A 14,784-nucleotide genomic window follows, 5' to 3' on the forward strand; every position below is an offset into this window, starting at 1 on the left:
CCCTCTACCGAAGGACAGGAAGACCATGCTGAAACAAGTGGAGGATGGCCCCGCCATCGTGGCCTGCAATACCTGCCGTCACAGCGCGGACGAGCGGGAGGATGACACCGGGATGCGCGGCGGCGCGCAAATGGCGGCGGCGCTGCGCTCGGTCCAGGAGAGCGATGCCCGCTATGCCGGAGTCGCCGTGCAGGAAATGCCCTGCCTGTTCGCCTGCACCGACTTTTGTACCGTTCACCTGCGCGCGCCGGGCAAGGTCGGCTATGTGCTGGGTCGGTTCACGCCGAACGAGGAGGCCGCCACCGCCATTCTCGATTATGCCGTTCACTATGCCGCCAGCGAGCATGGCCGGGTGCCGTTCAAGCAATGGCCGCAAGGCGTGAAAGGCCATTTCATCACCCGCACCCCGCCGCCGGGCTATGTGGCCGAGTGAGCGCTTTTGCGACCGTTGCCGCCTTCGAGGCGGCGCTCGCGGCGCTTCCGGCGGCGGACGCAAATGCGATTGCCGCCGCCCGCGCGCGGCAGGGTGAGTTGACCAAACCGGCGGGGGCGCTCGGTCGGCTAGAGGATATCGCCGTCTTTCTTGCCGGGTGGCAGGACACTTCGCGGCCTGTGATCGAGCAGGCGCGCGCGGCGATCTTCGCGGGAAATCACGGCTTCGTCGTCCACGGCGTCAGCGCCTTTCCGGCCAGCGTGACGGCGGCCATGGTCGGCAATTTTTCCGCGGGCGGCGCGGCGATCAACGCGCTGGCAGCGGCCGCCGGGCTCGACCTCAAGGTGGTCGCGCTCGATCTCGATCGGCCCACGGCGGACTTCACCATCGCCCCGGCCATGGAGGAAGTGGAGTGCCTTTCCGCGCTGTCCGCCGGGGCTGCGGTAGTCAGGCCTGGTCTCGATCTGCTGGTCGTGGGTGAAATGGGCATCGGCAATTCGACCGCCGCCGCCGCGCTCTGCGCGCGCAGCTATGGCGGGACGCCCGCGCAATGGGCGGGGCCGGGAACGGGGGTCGATGCGGACGGCATCGCGCGCAAGGTGGCGGTGGTGGAACGGGCCCTGGCCTTTCATGACGCCGCGCCGCGCACGCCCTTCGAAACCCTGCGGCGGCTGGGCGGCCGGGAGACCGCGGCGATCGCCGGAGCCGTGCTGGAGGCCCGCCGCCAGCGCGTGCCCGTGGTGCTCGATGGTTTCATCAGTTGCTCCGCCATCGCACCCCTGGCCGCAGCCGTTCCGACGATCATCGATCATTGCCTGGCGGGCCATTGTTCCGCCGAGCCGGGGCATATCCGCCTGCTGGGGCATTTGGGCCTTGATCCCTTGCTCTCGCTCGGCATGCGCTTGGGGGAAGGCAGCGGTGCGGCGGTGGCCGTGTCGGTGATCCGCGCAGCGCTGGCCGCGCACAACGGCATGGCGACATTCGCCGAGACCGGGGTGGCAGACAGCCTGTGAGCGGTTTTGCGCTTCATCTCCTGCGTCATGGCGAGCCGGAAGGCGCGGGGCGGCTGATCGGCCGTACCGACGCCCTGCCCACAGCCGCCGGTATCGCGGCTTGCGTCGATCAGGCGCGGGATCTGGGGCCAGAGGTGCTGATCGCCTCCGATCTATCCCGCGCGCGGTTGGCGGGTGAGGCGATCGGCCTTGCAACGGGTGTGCCGCTGTCCATCGATCCGCGCTGGCGCGAACTGGACTTTGGGGCATGGGACGGGCTGGCGCCCGGGGACGTCGAAGGCCCGGCCTTGGCGCGGTTCTGGGACGATCCCGAGGTTCATGCGCCGCCGGGAGGAGAATGCTGGTCGGAGCTGGTACGTCGAGTTTCGGGTGCCATTGGCGATCTGGCGGCAAGGCCCACGCTGATTGTCACGCACGCTGGCGCGATGCGGGCGGCGCTGGCGGTGCTTTGCGGATTCGACGTTCGCCAGACCTGGGCGATCGATCTGCCCTACAACTGCCTACTGTCGCTGCGCGTTTGGCCCGGGGACGGACTTGGCCAGCGGCCCACGGCCCAGATAGCGGGACTCTATCCGTGAAGGGTTTCATCATCGCCCTGCAATTCCTGACGCGCCTGCCGACACCCGTGATCGTCGTTGACGATGCCGCGTTCGCCCGGTCCATGCGCTGGTTTCCTGCCGCGGGGCTGGTGATCGGTGCGCTGGTCGCGGGGGCCGCATGGGCTGGAGGGCTGGCCGATAGCCGGCTCGGTGCGCTGGCTGCACTGATTGTCTGGGTGGGTGTGACCGGCGCGCTGCACCTTGATGGCTTGTCCGACCTGGCCGACGCCAGCGGAGCGGCGCACAAGGCCGAAGGGGGTGATCGCGAGCGGTTGCTGGCAGTCCTTGCCGATCCGCATGTCGGCAGTTTCGGCGTTGTCGCCATTGTCCTGCAACTTCTGAGCAAGCTTATGCTCCTGCATATGCTGGTCGAGGCGCATGTGTTTCTCCCGCTCGTTCTTGTGCCTTTCGCCGCGCGCATCGGCCCGCTCGTCTGGACCTGGTGGCTCATGCCCCTGCATCAGGGGCTGGCTGCCAGATTCCGGTCAGCCATCGGCCCGATTGAACTGACGGTCTGGACCGCCGCGCTGGCGGCGGCGTCATGGTTCTATCCAGCGTTCCTGGTCACGCCATTGCTGGTTCTGTGGTGGGGCTGGCAGGTGCGCCGGATGATCGGCGGGATTTCCGGCGATAGTCATGGGGCAGGCATCGAACTGATCGAAACCGGGCTGCTGCTGACCCTGGTGGTCACCGCCCCATGGATCCCTGGGCCATGACCGGCTTCAGCTTTCATGGCGGCAGGCTTGCCGAGGCCAAGACGCATTTCGGCATGGGCGATGCGCCCTGGATCGACCTTTCGACGGGCATCAATCCGCATGGCTGGCCGGGGGCCGGCGATCTGGCGATGGACTGGCAGGCGCTTCCCGATCCGGGCGCGCTGGACGATCTGGAAGCCGCTGCCGCCGCCTGTTTCGGCACCGACCGCGCCCATGTCTGTGCCGTGCCCGGCACGGAGATCGGTCTGCGGATGCTGGGCGACATTCTGCCCGGACCGGCCATCCATGCCCAGCCCAGCTATCGCACCCATGGCGAGATGTTACCCCATAGCCGCCCTGTAGCCCTGTCCGATCAGACGGGGGCGGAGGAGGCGACCATTGTCCTTGCCAACCCCAACAACCCCGATGGACGGATCACCCCGGCCGCCACACTGCTGGGTTGGCTGGAGGCACGGCAAGGTAGCGCGTCCTGGCTTGTGGTGGATGAAGCCTTTGTCGATGCCACTCCCGAGATCAGCCTTGCCGCCCATGTGCATGACGGGCAGCGGCTGATCGTCTTTCGATCCTTTGGCAAATTCTTCGGGCTGGCGGGGGTGCGGCTCGGCTTTGTGCTGGGACCGCGAGCATTGATCGCGCAATATCGCCGGAGGCTCGGCAGTTGGCCGCTCTCGGCGGCGGCGCTGGCCATTGGAACGGCGGCCTATCGGGACGCGGATTGGTGCGCCTCCATGCGGATTTGCTTGCGCGAGCAGGCAGAGGCGCTGGATGCGGTTCTGGCCCGGCGCGGCTTCAGGGCGATGGGCGCCTGCCCCTTGTTCCGGCTGATCGAGGCAGCCGATGCCGCCGCCCTGTTCGAACGTCTCGCGCGGCAGGCGATCCTGACGCGGCCGTTCGACTATGCTCCCCGCTGGCTCCGGCTGGGCCTGCCCGTCAACCGCGAGGCGCTGGACCGCCTCGATCGGGCGCTGGCCGATGGCTGATCCGGTCGCCTTGCTGGCTCTGGCGCTCGATGCGGCGGTGGGCTGGCCGCAGTCGCTGTATCGCCGGATCGGTCATCCGGTGGGCGTCTTTGCCCGGATCATCGACTTGGCGGAGAGGCGATGGAATGATCACTCGCGTTCCGATGGACAGCGGCGAATGGCCGGGGTGACCACCGTGCTGATCCTCCTGGCTATCGCGGGCGGAGCGGGCTGGGTTCTGCAGAGTCTGTTCGCGGCTATGGCCGGGGCTTGGGCCTGGCCGTTGATCGCGCTCCTGGCCTGGCCGGGTCTGGCGCAGCGCAGCCTTCACGACCATGTCCGCCCGGTTGCCGAGGCACTGGAGCGACAGGATATTCCCGCTGCGCGAGCCGCGGTGGGCATGATCGTAGGCCGTGATACATCGGATCTTGATGAAGCGGGCGTCACTCGCGCGGCAATCGAGAGCCTGGCGGAAAGCTTTTGCGATGGGGTGGCGGCGCCGCTCTTCTGGCTCCTGCTTCTCGGTTTGCCCGGCATCTGGGCCTACAAGGCGATCAACACCGCCGACAGCATGATCGGGCATCGCGAGGAGCGATGGCGCGCTTTCGGTTGGGCCGCGGCGCGCAGCGACGATGCGATGAATCTTGCACCGGCGCGTCTCGCCGGATTGCTGATCTGCCTGTGCGGCGGAGGTGGTTGGCAGATCATGTGGCGCGACGCGGCCAACCATGCCTCACCCAATGCGGGTTGGCCCGAGGCGGCGATGGCCGGTGTGCTGAGGCTGCGACTGGCGGGGTCGATCGCCTATGACGGCATTCTTTCACACAAGCCCTGGATCGGCGAGGGCGATCGCTCTGCCGGGGCTGAGGATATTCGGCGTGGGCTGAGCATCTATCGCCGGGCTTGCCTGTGTCTGTGGTTCATGGCGGGGGGCGTGGCATGGGCGCTGTAATGCTTCAGGGCACCGGCTCCGACGTCGGCAAATCCGTGCTGGTGGCGGGGCTGTGCCGTGCACTGGTGAAACGCGGACTGCGGGTCTTGCCGTTCAAGCCGCAAAATATGTCCAACAATGCGGCTGTCACCAGCGACGGCGGCGAGATCGGGCGAGCGCAGGCCTTGCAGGCGATCGCCTGCGGGGTTGCACCGCATACCGACATGAACCCCGTGCTGTTGAAGCCGCAGGCGGACCGCACGTCGCAACTGATCGTGCATGGCCAGGTGCGCGGCACCTTGGACGCAGGCAATTTCCGACAGGCGCGTGGGAGCCTGCTCGGCGAAGTGATGGCCAGTTACGATCGGCTCCGCCGGGCTTGCGATATTGTCGTGGTCGAGGGCGCGGGCTCTCCGGCGGAAATCAACCTGCGCGCCGGCGACATCGCCAATATGGGATTTGCGCGGGCGGCGGGTGTGCCCGTCGTTCTGGTCGGCGATATCGATCGCGGCGGGGTCATCGCCGCCATCGTCGGCACCAGAACGATCATCGACCCGGCCGACGCGGCGATGATCGAGGGCTTCATCATCAACAAGTTCCGGGGCGATCCCGCCCTGTTCGCCGATGGCTACGCCCAAATCGAGAGCCTGTCGGGCTGGCGTGGATTCGGCGTTGTTCCTTGGTTGAATGCAACCGCCCGGCTGCCCAGCGAGGATGCCGTGGTGCTGGAGCGTGACAGCACGCGCGCGGGAGGCAGCAAGCTGATCGCTTGCCCGATCCTGCCGCGCATCTCCAATTTCGATGACCTCGATCCGCTTAAGCTCGAAGAGGGTATCGAACTGCACATGGTCCCGCCCGGACAGCCGATCCCGGCGGAGTCGGCGCTCATCATCCTGCCCGGATCGAAGGCGACCATCGCCGATCTGGCTACACTGCGCGGCGAAGGCTGGGACATCGATATTCTCGGGCATCATCGGCGCGGCGGGCTGATCATGGGGCTTTGCGGGGGTTACCAGATGCTCGGCAAAAGCATTGCCGACCCCGATGGGCTGGAAGGTCCGGCTTGCGTCGCAAATGGCCTTGGCCTGCTCGATGTCGAAACGCACTTGCACGCGCACAAGGCGCTGCGCCCGGTCAGCGGGATAGCGATGGGCGCACCCTTTCAGGGATATGAAATGCATATGGGCCAGACCAGCGGACCGGATACGGAGCGTCCCTTCGCCAGGTTCTCTGATGGTCGCCGCGATGGCGCGGTAAACGCGGCGGGGACAGTGTTCGGTTCCTATGTCCATGGCCTTCTGGCCGATGCAGGGCTTCGCCACGCGCTTCTGTCGCGCATGGCTGTCGAAGCCGGGGGTGTGGACTATGGTGTCTCTATCAAACTGGCGCTGGATGAGATCGCATTCGCGCTGGAGGAGCATCTCGATATCGATGCGCTCATGGCGCTGGCCAAGGCGGAGCGATCCACCTCCGGCCTGGCGGGATTCAGGACATGAGCAATGCCTTTTCTCACCTGCTGGTGCTGGGCGGCGCGCGTTCGGGGAAGAGCCGCTTTGCCCAAGGGCGGGCCGAAGCCCTGACGGGTAAGCTGGTCTATCTGGCGACGGGCCAAGCCTTCGATGAGGAGATGCGCGAGCGGATCGCCCTGCACCGGGCCGATCGCGGCCCGCGCTGGTCGACTGTCGAGGCGCCGCTGGATCTGGCGGAGACGATTACGGCATGCAGCACGCCGAAAACGGTAGTGCTGGTAGATTGCCTGACGCTCTGGGCGTCGAACCTGATGCTGGCAGAGCGGGATGCCGCTGCGGCCACGGAAGGGCTGATCTGCGCGGTTTCAGCCGCACGGGGGCCGGTCATTCTGGTCGCCAATGAAGTGGGGCTCGGCATTGTACCAGACAACGCGCTTGCCCGAAGATTCCGTGATGTTGCGGGCAGGATCAATCAGGTGATGGCGGCAGCGACTGACGAGGTCGTTATGATGTTTGCTGGTCTGCCTTTGGCGCTCAAATCCAAAGGATGAATGGCGTTCAGGTGACTGCCCAGTCAAGGCTTTTGGCGTTCTCTATGCAGCCTCGACCGCATGAGCCTCGAACGCCACGCCAAGGCGTTTGCGGACAGCGCCGAAGATTGCCGCAAGATTGTCCATACTCGGATTGCCCTTTTCCGAAAGCATCCGGTGCAGGCTCTTGCTCGGACGGTTGGTTTCCGTCGCCAGTTCCTCGAAGCCGACCGAGGCATTGACCAGATCGCGCAGGATCAGCCGCGCGACGTGCGGTTCCCCATTGAGGAACGCGGTCGCCGCTTCATCGAGCATGGCCTTGGCGAAGGCGGGATCGCGCGTCGCGCGTTCCTTCACCGTCTCCTTGAAGTCGCGGGTCAGCACCATCTTGTCACTTCCTGTCTTTCCTGGCCGCCGCCTTGCGGGCCTTGTATTCGCTCAGCAGCCCGCCGGCCCGATCGATGTCGGACTGCTGCCGCTTCTTCGTTCCGCCCACGAACAGGATGATGAGTTCATCCCCATCCTGGGCAAGATAGAGCCGGTAGCCCGGTCCCCAATCGATCCGGTATTCCCCGAGTCCGCCGCCGATCCATTTGACGTTCGAAAGATTGCCCAGTTCCATCCGGACGATGGCAGTCGCCACCTTGGCCGAAGCCTGGGAATCGAGATCGTCGAACCATGATCGGAACGGGCTGGAGCCGTCCTCGCGAATATACTCCTGAACAATCAACTCACGCCCTTTCGGGTAACATATACGTTACCAATTGTCCAGTGATGACCCTCGATCAGGCGACCAGGCGCATACGGTCCAACTTGGCCGCGCCCTGCGCGAGCAAGCGGGCGATCTCGTCCGATGTGCGTCGGACGGCGAGCTTCAAGGCTTCGTCGATATGGATGTAGTCCTGCGTCACATTCTGCGATGCATGGCCCAGCATCGCCCTGATTGTCAGTTCCGAGAAGCCGAGTTCGCCGGCGATGCTGCCAAACGTGTGCCGCAGGGTATGGGGAGTAACATTGGCAAGGCCGGCGAGCTGGCAGACCCGTTTGAGGCAGGCGCTGACCGCCGTGTACGGACCATCCGCCGTTGCCGATGGAAACACGTGCGGATTGCCCGCGATCTCCGCTTGCAAGACGACGACCTTGATCGCTTCCGGCCCGATCGCGCGAATCTGCGCGTCGCCCTTAGTATCCGGGAAGGCGACAAAGCCGCCCATTGGATTGACCCAGGTTCGCTGCATCGCCTGCGCTTCTTCGCGGCGGTAGCCGGTGAGGAGAAGCGTGCGGATGACTGCAAGCGCGGTAGGACTTTCGCCATTGTGCTCGGCATATGCCATCGCCTTGCCCAGCGCCTCGATCTCGGCAACGCTGAGGCGCCGCGTTCTTTTCTTCCCCGCCAGCTTCTTCGCCCCCTTGGTCGGGTGCTCGACGAGAAGCCCTTTATGCTTGGCATGTCCGAGGATCGCCTGGAGGGTGCCCACGCAGCGCGCCGCCACGCCGGGTCCGCCGGTGGCCTTGCCGCCGCGACCGCCGGTGCGCGCTTTCTCGGTCTTCCCGTTCATGACATCGGTCTGCATCGCCTCGACATCGGCAATTGTCAGATGGCGGGCGATCCGTTTGCCAAGCAGTGGCTTGATGTGCGTCCTGATACGGCTCTCGTCCATGTCGAGCGAGGACGCCTTGATAGGCCGGTTCTTGCGCCCGAGTATCCGCCCGGCCCGTGCTTCGGTCAGATACCAGTCACACAGTTCATCGACATTCATCTCATTGCGCGTGCGGCGCGCCTCTTCCGCCGGGTCTTCTCCGGCAGCGACTGCGCCAAGCTTGATCTTGGCCAGATCGCGTGCCTGGTCGACCGTGAAGACACCAAAGCGCCCGATCTTGACCCGGCGCAGGCGCCCCTCCGTGTTCACATATTGGATGACGAAGGTCTTCGCGCCCGTGGAGCCGACCCGGACCCCGAAGCCCTTGATCTCGGTGTCCCAGATGAAGTCCTGGCCCGCCTTCGGAGGGACGAGTGCGTCAACCGTCCGCTTGTTCAGCTTGGCTTGCGCCATCGGAAGCTCCTCCAATTTATTACGCGGGCTCCGGCCGACCCAAAAGTAATAGGGACGTAATAGAAATGAGCCGTTTCGCAGCGCATTGGAGGATAAGGCGGCGCAGCGCAAAATCAATATCTATTTGAAATATCGTATAAAATCGTATAATCGAAAACCGTGGCGTAGGCGGATATCGAAGTTGCCAAGGTTGGGGTCGAGGGTTCGAATCCCTTCGCCCGCTCCAGTTTCTCTAAGGAAAAACAAGCAGTTAAGCGATCCTAGTGGGTCGCTTTTTCTGTTTACGCGCTCCGCAAAATCACAAAAGTAAGCACGGCGTAAGCGGCGTAACCCGCAGAAACGGCGGTGTTTGGGTGCCTCCCGGCGGAGCTCACCATTCAACCGGCTATTCTGAGCGGTTTTTCGCGGCCTGGCATTGGTCGATTGCGGGGGGGCGTGCTCAGATGCAAAGCATTGACGCTTGCTTACGCAAGCCAAATGTCCGCTTAGCCGCTGCATGGGGCCATCACACTCGCGTCCTCTAAAAATGCCATTAAATATGACGTAATTTCAGCGATATATACATTATATGGACTAATATTGACATGGTGGGTTGAAAAGTAGGCCATTCTTTGGCACACACCTCGGATAACGCAAAGCCGGGGAAGTCGACGTCGTGGAAAAAATGGTTGAGGATTTTGTTCAAATGGCCCGGATCGGCCTGTCCGGTCGCACGCAGGACGTGCAGTCGCTCATCCATCGCATTTCGAAGCGCTACCGCACGGCGTCTCCCGAGCTATCGGCCGCATTGACAGACCTGCTGCGTCAGACCCCGACCCGATCCTCGCCATTGCGGAGAGCTACCGAGGCCGCGCTTCCCGTGGACGTCGATTCGAGATTCCAGCTTCTCCGGGTCGAGGAAGTGCCGTTTCTTGATCACGAGCCCGTGTTTGCAAACGATGTGCAATCTGCACTTGACGCGCTTGTCGCAGAGCGGCGGGAAGAGATCGTCCTACGCGAGGCCGGGCTTGAGCCGGTGCGATCGGCAATCTTCACTGGCCCGCCCGGAGTTGGCAAAACTTTGGCGGCGCGTTGGGTTGCCAGAGCCCTCGGCCGCCCATTGTTGATCCTGGACCTGTCTGCCGTCATGAGCAGCTACCTCGGTCGGACGGGGTCAAATCTTCGCCACGTGCTCGATTACGCCAAGTCGATTGACTGTGTGCTTCTGCTCGACGAACTTGATGCGATTGCCAAGCGCCGCGACGACCGCGGCGAGATCGGAGAGCTCAAGCGTCTCGTCACGGTCCTGTTGCAGCAACTTGATGACTGGCCTGCTTCTGGACTTCTGATAGCCGCTACAAATCACGCCGACTTACTGGATCCGGCAATCTGGCGCCGCTTTGAGCTGGCCGTCGAGTTTCCCCTTCCCACTCCCGCCATCGCGGCACGTTTCATCGCTGGAGAGTTGGATGGTTTGAGCGAAAAATCTGAAGCTTGGGCCGACGTGCTGGCATCTGCGCTGGCGGGTCATTCGTTCAGCGACATTGATCGACATCTCAAGTCCGCCCGACGGGCAGCAGCGCTTCAGCGCACGTCGGTAGACGAACAACTGCTGAGTTTGCTGCAGTTGGAGTCCCTGTCGAAGGAGCAGCGTATAGCATTCGCGACGTCGCTTGTTGACCAAGGGTTCTCAACTCAGCGCCAAGCTGCCGAACTCACTGGAGTCTCGCGTGATACAATTCGGGCACACAGCGCCACCGGTCCGGCACGGCCTGGTCGAAAGAGGAAAGTCGGATGAAAAGGAATTTCCTGCTCGGCAAAGGCGAGCGACTTGCCGAAGACATCACCGTTCGTGGTGGAGGCGGGCCGAAGGAAGCCCCATACACATTCTTCGAGGCCCGCCAGCGGCTGACTCCAATGCTGCAAAAAGCATCCTCGCAGATCGATGCCCTGCCCGATGCGGCTTGCCCGAACGAACAAGCTGTGATGGGCCTCACGCTCAATCCCGAATACCTCTCAAAATCTGCCTATCCGCTGGAACTGCTGAAGGCCGCGGGTGTCACGCCTGTCGGCAGTCGTCCTCGCCGGATCACGCCAGAGCGGCGGTCACGGAATCGAGTGCCGTCCGAAACGCTGACCACCGAACTCTTTGTCATGGCCCCGCGTGCGACATTCAGAAATTGGGGGGCATTGTTGCCATCGCTGGTAGAGAATGCACCCGGCGCTAAAGACCTTGCTTCCCTTGAGGAGATCGAGGCTCCCGGCCCCGAAGACAAGATCAAGGGTAAGCTGCCCGAAGCTCAAGAAGCGGTGTTCGAAGTCGTCTTGCACGCCGACTCGCTGACCGGCGACAAGTTTGTCCTTCCCTATTTCCAGCAATACCTCGCGCGCCTGGGTGTCGAAGCCGACTTTGGACGGCGCTTTTACGCGGGCGGCCTGTGCTTTCTCGAGCTCGAAGCCCCCGTGGACCTGGCCGATGAGATTGCGACCTTCACTGTTGTACGAGCGCTGCGGGAAATGCCGCGTTTGCGTATGCTGCGCCCGACGATCCGCGCGGCCACCTTGCCAGGTCAAGCTTTGATCCTGCCGACTGCGCCAGCTATGGATACATCGATCAGGGTCGCCGTCTTTGACGGCGGGGTTCCGGACACGCATCCTTTGACCACATGGGTTACCCCATTTGAAACTCATGGCATCGGCACGGCACACAGCGAGTTTCTGAAGCATGGCGTTGGAGTTTCGTCGGCGCTCTTGTTTGGGCATCTCGACCCCAAAGCGCCTCCAGCTGTGCCATATGCGAATATCGATCATTACCGGGTCCTCGATACCGATCCCGGACAAAACCCGCATGAATTGTTCGACGTTCTTGATCGCATTGAACGTGTCTTGGCCGACCAGCCCTACGAGTTCGTGAACCTCAGTCTGGGACCCCGCCTGCCGATTGAAGACGACGATGTGCATGCCTGGACGGCCGTGCTCGACGACAGATTGGCCCGCACCGACACCCTAGCCGCCATTGCCGTCGGCAACGATGGTGAGGGCGACGCCCTTCTTGGGTTGAACCGCATCCAAGTTCCCGCAGATTGCGTCAACGCACTCGCTGTCGGCGCCTGCGACACACCTGATGCAGACTGGCAGCGCGCTGCGTACAGTTCCGTGGGGCCCGGGCGTAGTCCCGGACTCATGAAGCCTGACCTTGTCGACTTCGGCGGCTCGCTCGGTCGACCCTTTCTCGTTGTGGGTGACGGACTAACCCCTGAATTTGACGCCACCGGTGGCACTTCGTTTGCTGCTCCAAGTGTCCTTAGGTTGGGAACGGGCATCAGAGCGCACTTCGGCTCGGGACTGAACTTGTTGGCAATCCGGACTTTGCTGATCCACAGCACGGAGTGCGCCGACCACTCGCGGCAGGAAGTTGGTTGGGGACGGGTGCCGCGAGATCTCGGCGCAATTGTCCTTTGCGACGATGACACTATCCGCATCGTATACCAAGGCACGATCTCGCCTGCGCGGTATATCCGGATTCCGGTGCCAATGCCTGCCGAGGAGTTGACCGGCAATGTCTCCATCAAGGCCACCTTGTGCTACAAGACGCCCACCGACCCGCACCATCCCGGCAACTATACGCGTGCGGGATTGGAACTGACCTTCCGCCCCCATGAACAGAAATTCTCGCGTGAGGGGCAGTTGCACCCCGATTCAAAGAGTTTCTTTGGAACGACCGTCAATGGCATGACAGAGGACGAATTGCGCAAGGATGCGTGGAAATGGGAAAACTGCTTGCACGCAACCAAGTCCTTTAGGGGTAGCAGCCTTCGCAATCCGTCGTTCGACTTGCACTACAACGCCCGGCTTGAAGGACGTGACTTCCGGCCTGACGAACCGTTGTCATACGCCATGATCATCACGGTCAAAGCGCGCAACACACTTGATCTGTACGATCAAGTCGTGCGCAAATATGCCACCCAACTGGAGGCCATCCGTCCGGTGGTCGATATTCCAATCCAGGTTTGAGTCCTCGTGCGTGCGCCCGGCTCCGCAAATGAACCTTTGAACGGGCTCTCCCGCAGAATCGCCCGATCTACGGCAATGGCGATGGCATTTTGACAGACGCAAGGCGACCTTGTGCCACTACATGGCAAAGGTCCGGCGACCTGAGAGTGCCGTTTGCCCGATGCAATGATGGCGTCGCACGACACGTCGATCAGATCACCGGTAGGTCAATGGGGCCGTTTCGCTGTCTCGATTGCAGTGAACTCCTGCAGCTCAGAATTTCGACCAGAGCGCGACCACATTTCGCGCATTTGCCGGATTCCCGCTGCGCAGGCGAAACGGCTTTGCACGTTTATGCCAAGGAGTTGCTTGAGCGAGAACGAGAACTCACTTTCACACCGCTGGTATTGCGGCAGGAAGGCATCGAGGAAATCGTGTTCGAAGGAGGCCGGTTCAAGCTTGATCATGTCATCATCGAGGTGGACCGACCAGGATTTCGGCCAGACGCAATCGTTGCCTTGTCGGGCACTGAATTTGCGGTCGAGTTCAAAGTTGCACACGCCGTTGACGACGCGAAACAGGAGAAGGTCGCTGCCGTCGATATTCCCATGATCGAAATTGACCTCAATTCCCTGAGGTTCCGGCAGATCAGCATGGAGGAATTAGACGAGGCCATCCTTCATGGCGCTGATCGCAAATGGATCCATCATCCCGAACGCAGTAATGGACAAGCCCGCCTGGAAAGCCGCGTCGCTGCCAAGAAGGCGGAACGCGGCCGGCGCCTCAAGTTTCATATCGAGCGCAAGCCGCGCGGCAATGTCGACTACGATTACCATCGGGAGTCGCTGGCAGCGCTCGAGGAAGCCGGTCTGCTCGACAAGATCGGTATACCAGTGGATTGCCAGCATTGGTTCTGCGTCGGCCCACCGGTTTGGCAGGCAGCTGTGCTGGCCACATGCATTGTTGCACCGGCGCAGATCACTACGCCGGGATCGAGGATCAAAGTCCGTGGCGACTGGCCGGACTACCAAGGCTATACCAACCGTCTACCCGACTGGATGATCCGCACAGATCTGAACTCCTATCATTGGATGAGGCTGGAGGAAGCAGGCTACTCGACATCCAGCTTCGGCAACGCGGATCATGCGGTATTTCACTACTTGTCTCACCTTGCCGCCACACAGGAAGTCGTCGTGTGGGACCGTGACGAAGAGGCCTTCTTCGTTACGTCGGAATTGCACAGTCGCGTGTACAGACTTCATGAATTGGGCTGGAAAATTCGCCGGGTGCTCGAAGCTGCTGGAGCTCCCGACCCCGACGAAGTCAAGGTGCGGTGGTTGCGCAAATACAATGTCGATGGCGTATCGCCTGCTGAAGTTGCCACCAACGGAGGGGCCTCATACGATTCGCTTCTATCCAGGGTAGAAGCACTCGTGCGAATGGCGGACTCATCCTACAACCCAGTTGTAGTTGATGACCTTTGCGGACTTCCACTTGAGCCGATGCGTCAGAAGCGCTTGTCGGCAATCGAAGAGCAAAACGCAAAACTGGCGAAAGAGAAAGCGGCGGCCGCTTTGGCCCGCAGAAATGATCTTGAGAGCTATGCGCGCGAAGGCCTTGGGCTAGAAACTCAAACTTGGCTCAACCAAAACGTGGCGGGCGCCCCCAAACCGATCATAGAATGGGCGAGTGAAACCGATGGCAACCTGGCTCAGGCATTCTCTTTCCTTCGTGCGGCCATTCGAGAAAGGAACGCTCGGTTGGCAGCATCTGATGCCGTCCAGACCTATCAACGCCAACTCGAGGAAGCTGCCAGGAAAGCCTATCCTGACGAGACACGTGCCCGCCTCTTTATCAGTTCTTGGCGTGAAAAATGCGATAGTCCGACGGCGCTGCGCTCAATTCTCGAGAAGCTGTCCAAGCCCCGGAGGTGACAAGCCCCCGCCATCTTCCGTCTTCATTGCTGCGATTCACGGATTATTATGGCTTCGTCAAGAACTACCGGTCGCTCTTTGGTTTACCATCTACTCTTAGCCACACCGTGATCTTGTTAAGGAATGCGACTTTGAGATACCTAAATCGAAGTCAAATTCGACGCGGATATTTAG

The 14,784-nt window shown here is 62.2% G+C and carries 14 protein-coding genes; 11 read left to right on the top strand and 3 right to left on the bottom strand.

Translation table 11 applies throughout. The features are described from left to right. Window positions 1-25: 25 nt before the first annotated feature. The 8 genes from LDB26_RS19015 to cobU are packed head-to-tail and all read left to right on the top strand — an operon-like array spanning window position 26 to window position 6,671. The gene (locus LDB26_RS19015) at window positions 26-433 is read left to right on the top strand and encodes a DUF1636 domain-containing protein (RefSeq protein ID WP_062062742.1); all 408 of its coding nucleotides are present in this window, start codon (window positions 26-28) and stop codon (window positions 431-433) included. After that, complete coding sequence (cobT, locus tag LDB26_RS19020; protein WP_062062745.1) at window positions 430-1,446, top strand: nicotinate-nucleotide--dimethylbenzimidazole phosphoribosyltransferase; 1,017 nt, start codon at window positions 430-432, stop codon at window positions 1,444-1,446. Before LDB26_RS19015 ends, cobT begins: the two co-directional genes overlap by 4 nt. Then, a complete protein-coding gene (locus tag LDB26_RS19025; protein ID WP_257539524.1) occupies window positions 1,443-2,024 on the top strand; it encodes a histidine phosphatase family protein in 582 nt (193 codons plus the stop codon). Before cobT ends, LDB26_RS19025 begins: the two co-directional genes overlap by 4 nt. Beyond that, window positions 2,021-2,761, top strand: a complete 741-nt coding sequence (locus LDB26_RS19030) for an adenosylcobinamide-GDP ribazoletransferase (RefSeq protein ID WP_062062751.1) — start codon at window positions 2,021-2,023, stop codon at window positions 2,759-2,761. Before LDB26_RS19025 ends, LDB26_RS19030 begins: the two co-directional genes overlap by 4 nt. After that, the gene (gene cobD / locus LDB26_RS19035; RefSeq protein ID WP_062062753.1) at window positions 2,758-3,741 is read left to right on the top strand and encodes a threonine-phosphate decarboxylase CobD; all 984 of its coding nucleotides are present in this window, start codon (window positions 2,758-2,760) and stop codon (window positions 3,739-3,741) included. Before LDB26_RS19030 ends, cobD begins: the two co-directional genes overlap by 4 nt. Beyond that, window positions 3,734-4,672 carry an adenosylcobinamide-phosphate synthase CbiB gene (gene cbiB / locus LDB26_RS19040; RefSeq protein WP_257539525.1) on the top strand — a complete coding sequence of 313 codons (939 nt, stop codon included), beginning with the start codon at window positions 3,734-3,736 and terminating at the stop codon, window positions 4,670-4,672. Before cobD ends, cbiB begins: the two co-directional genes overlap by 8 nt. Further along, window positions 4,660-6,147, top strand: coding sequence for a cobyric acid synthase (locus LDB26_RS19045; RefSeq protein WP_257539526.1), 1,488 nt, complete (start codon window positions 4,660-4,662; stop codon window positions 6,145-6,147). Before cbiB ends, LDB26_RS19045 begins: the two co-directional genes overlap by 13 nt. Continuing rightward, entirely contained in the window at window positions 6,144-6,671 is a 528-nt protein-coding gene (gene cobU, locus LDB26_RS19050) for a bifunctional adenosylcobinamide kinase/adenosylcobinamide-phosphate guanylyltransferase (RefSeq protein WP_062062761.1), read from the top strand. The genes LDB26_RS19045 and cobU overlap by 4 nt, the downstream gene beginning before the upstream one ends. Window positions 6,672-6,713: 42 nt before the next feature. Here cobU and LDB26_RS19055 read toward each other — a convergent pair whose 3' ends face one another. Genes LDB26_RS19055 through LDB26_RS19065 form a run of 3 tightly spaced genes read right to left on the bottom strand, consistent with a single transcriptional unit; the run spans window position 6,714 to window position 8,704 of the window. Further along, on the bottom strand, window positions 6,714-7,037 hold the full coding sequence (locus LDB26_RS19055) for a DNA-binding protein (protein ID WP_062062762.1): 324 nt from the start codon (window positions 7,035-7,037) through the stop codon (window positions 6,714-6,716). Between the two features lie 4 nt (window positions 7,038-7,041). Next, on the bottom strand, window positions 7,042-7,380 hold the full coding sequence (locus LDB26_RS19060) for a type II toxin-antitoxin system RelE/ParE family toxin (protein ID WP_062062765.1): 339 nt from the start codon (window positions 7,378-7,380) through the stop codon (window positions 7,042-7,044). Between the two features lie 55 nt (window positions 7,381-7,435). Then, window positions 7,436-8,704, bottom strand: coding sequence for a site-specific integrase (locus LDB26_RS19065; protein WP_062062768.1), 1,269 nt, complete (start codon window positions 8,702-8,704; stop codon window positions 7,436-7,438). A 664-nt stretch (window positions 8,705-9,368) separates the two neighbouring features. Between LDB26_RS19065 and LDB26_RS19070 the strand changes: the two genes are divergently transcribed. From LDB26_RS19070 to LDB26_RS19080, 3 genes are all read left to right on the top strand, one after another. After that, the gene (locus LDB26_RS19070; protein ID WP_257542203.1) at window positions 9,369-10,481 is read left to right on the top strand and encodes an AAA family ATPase; all 1,113 of its coding nucleotides are present in this window, start codon (window positions 9,369-9,371) and stop codon (window positions 10,479-10,481) included. After that, window positions 10,478-12,697, top strand: coding sequence for a S8 family peptidase (locus LDB26_RS19075; protein WP_257539527.1), 2,220 nt, complete (start codon window positions 10,478-10,480; stop codon window positions 12,695-12,697). Before LDB26_RS19070 ends, LDB26_RS19075 begins: the two co-directional genes overlap by 4 nt. A 323-nt stretch (window positions 12,698-13,020) precedes the next feature. Beyond that, a complete protein-coding gene (locus LDB26_RS19080; protein WP_257539528.1) occupies window positions 13,021-14,610 on the top strand; it encodes a hypothetical protein in 1,590 nt (529 codons plus the stop codon). Window positions 14,611-14,784: the final 174 nt, after the last annotated feature.

Origin of the sequence: Sphingobium sp. CFD-1, from assembly GCF_024611115.1 — a bacterium.
Taxonomy (GTDB): Bacteria; Pseudomonadota; Alphaproteobacteria; order Sphingomonadales; family Sphingomonadaceae; genus Sphingobium; species Sphingobium baderi_A.

Excerpts from the sequence above, each read along its gene's own strand:
- LDB26_RS19070 (WP_257542203.1), top strand. The coding sequence starts at position 9,369 with ATGGTTGAGGATTTTGTTCAAATGGCCCGGATCGGCCTGTCCGGTCGC.
- LDB26_RS19065 (WP_062062768.1), bottom strand. The coding sequence starts at position 8,704 with ATGGCGCAAGCCAAGCTGAACAAGCGGACGGTTGACGCACTCGTCCCT.
- LDB26_RS19075 (WP_257539527.1), top strand. The coding sequence starts at position 10,478 with ATGAAAAGGAATTTCCTGCTCGGCAAAGGCGAGCGACTTGCCGAAGAC.
- cobD (WP_062062753.1), top strand. The coding sequence starts at position 2,758 with ATGACCGGCTTCAGCTTTCATGGCGGCAGGCTTGCCGAGGCCAAGACG.
- cbiB (WP_257539525.1), top strand. The coding sequence starts at position 3,734 with ATGGCTGATCCGGTCGCCTTGCTGGCTCTGGCGCTCGATGCGGCGGTG.
- LDB26_RS19045 (WP_257539526.1), top strand. The coding sequence starts at position 4,660 with ATGGGCGCTGTAATGCTTCAGGGCACCGGCTCCGACGTCGGCAAATCC.
- LDB26_RS19015 (WP_062062742.1), top strand. The coding sequence starts at position 26 with ATGCTGAAACAAGTGGAGGATGGCCCCGCCATCGTGGCCTGCAATACC.
- cobU (WP_062062761.1), top strand. The coding sequence starts at position 6,144 with ATGAGCAATGCCTTTTCTCACCTGCTGGTGCTGGGCGGCGCGCGTTCG.
- LDB26_RS19055 (WP_062062762.1), bottom strand. The coding sequence starts at position 7,037 with ATGGTGCTGACCCGCGACTTCAAGGAGACGGTGAAGGAACGCGCGACG.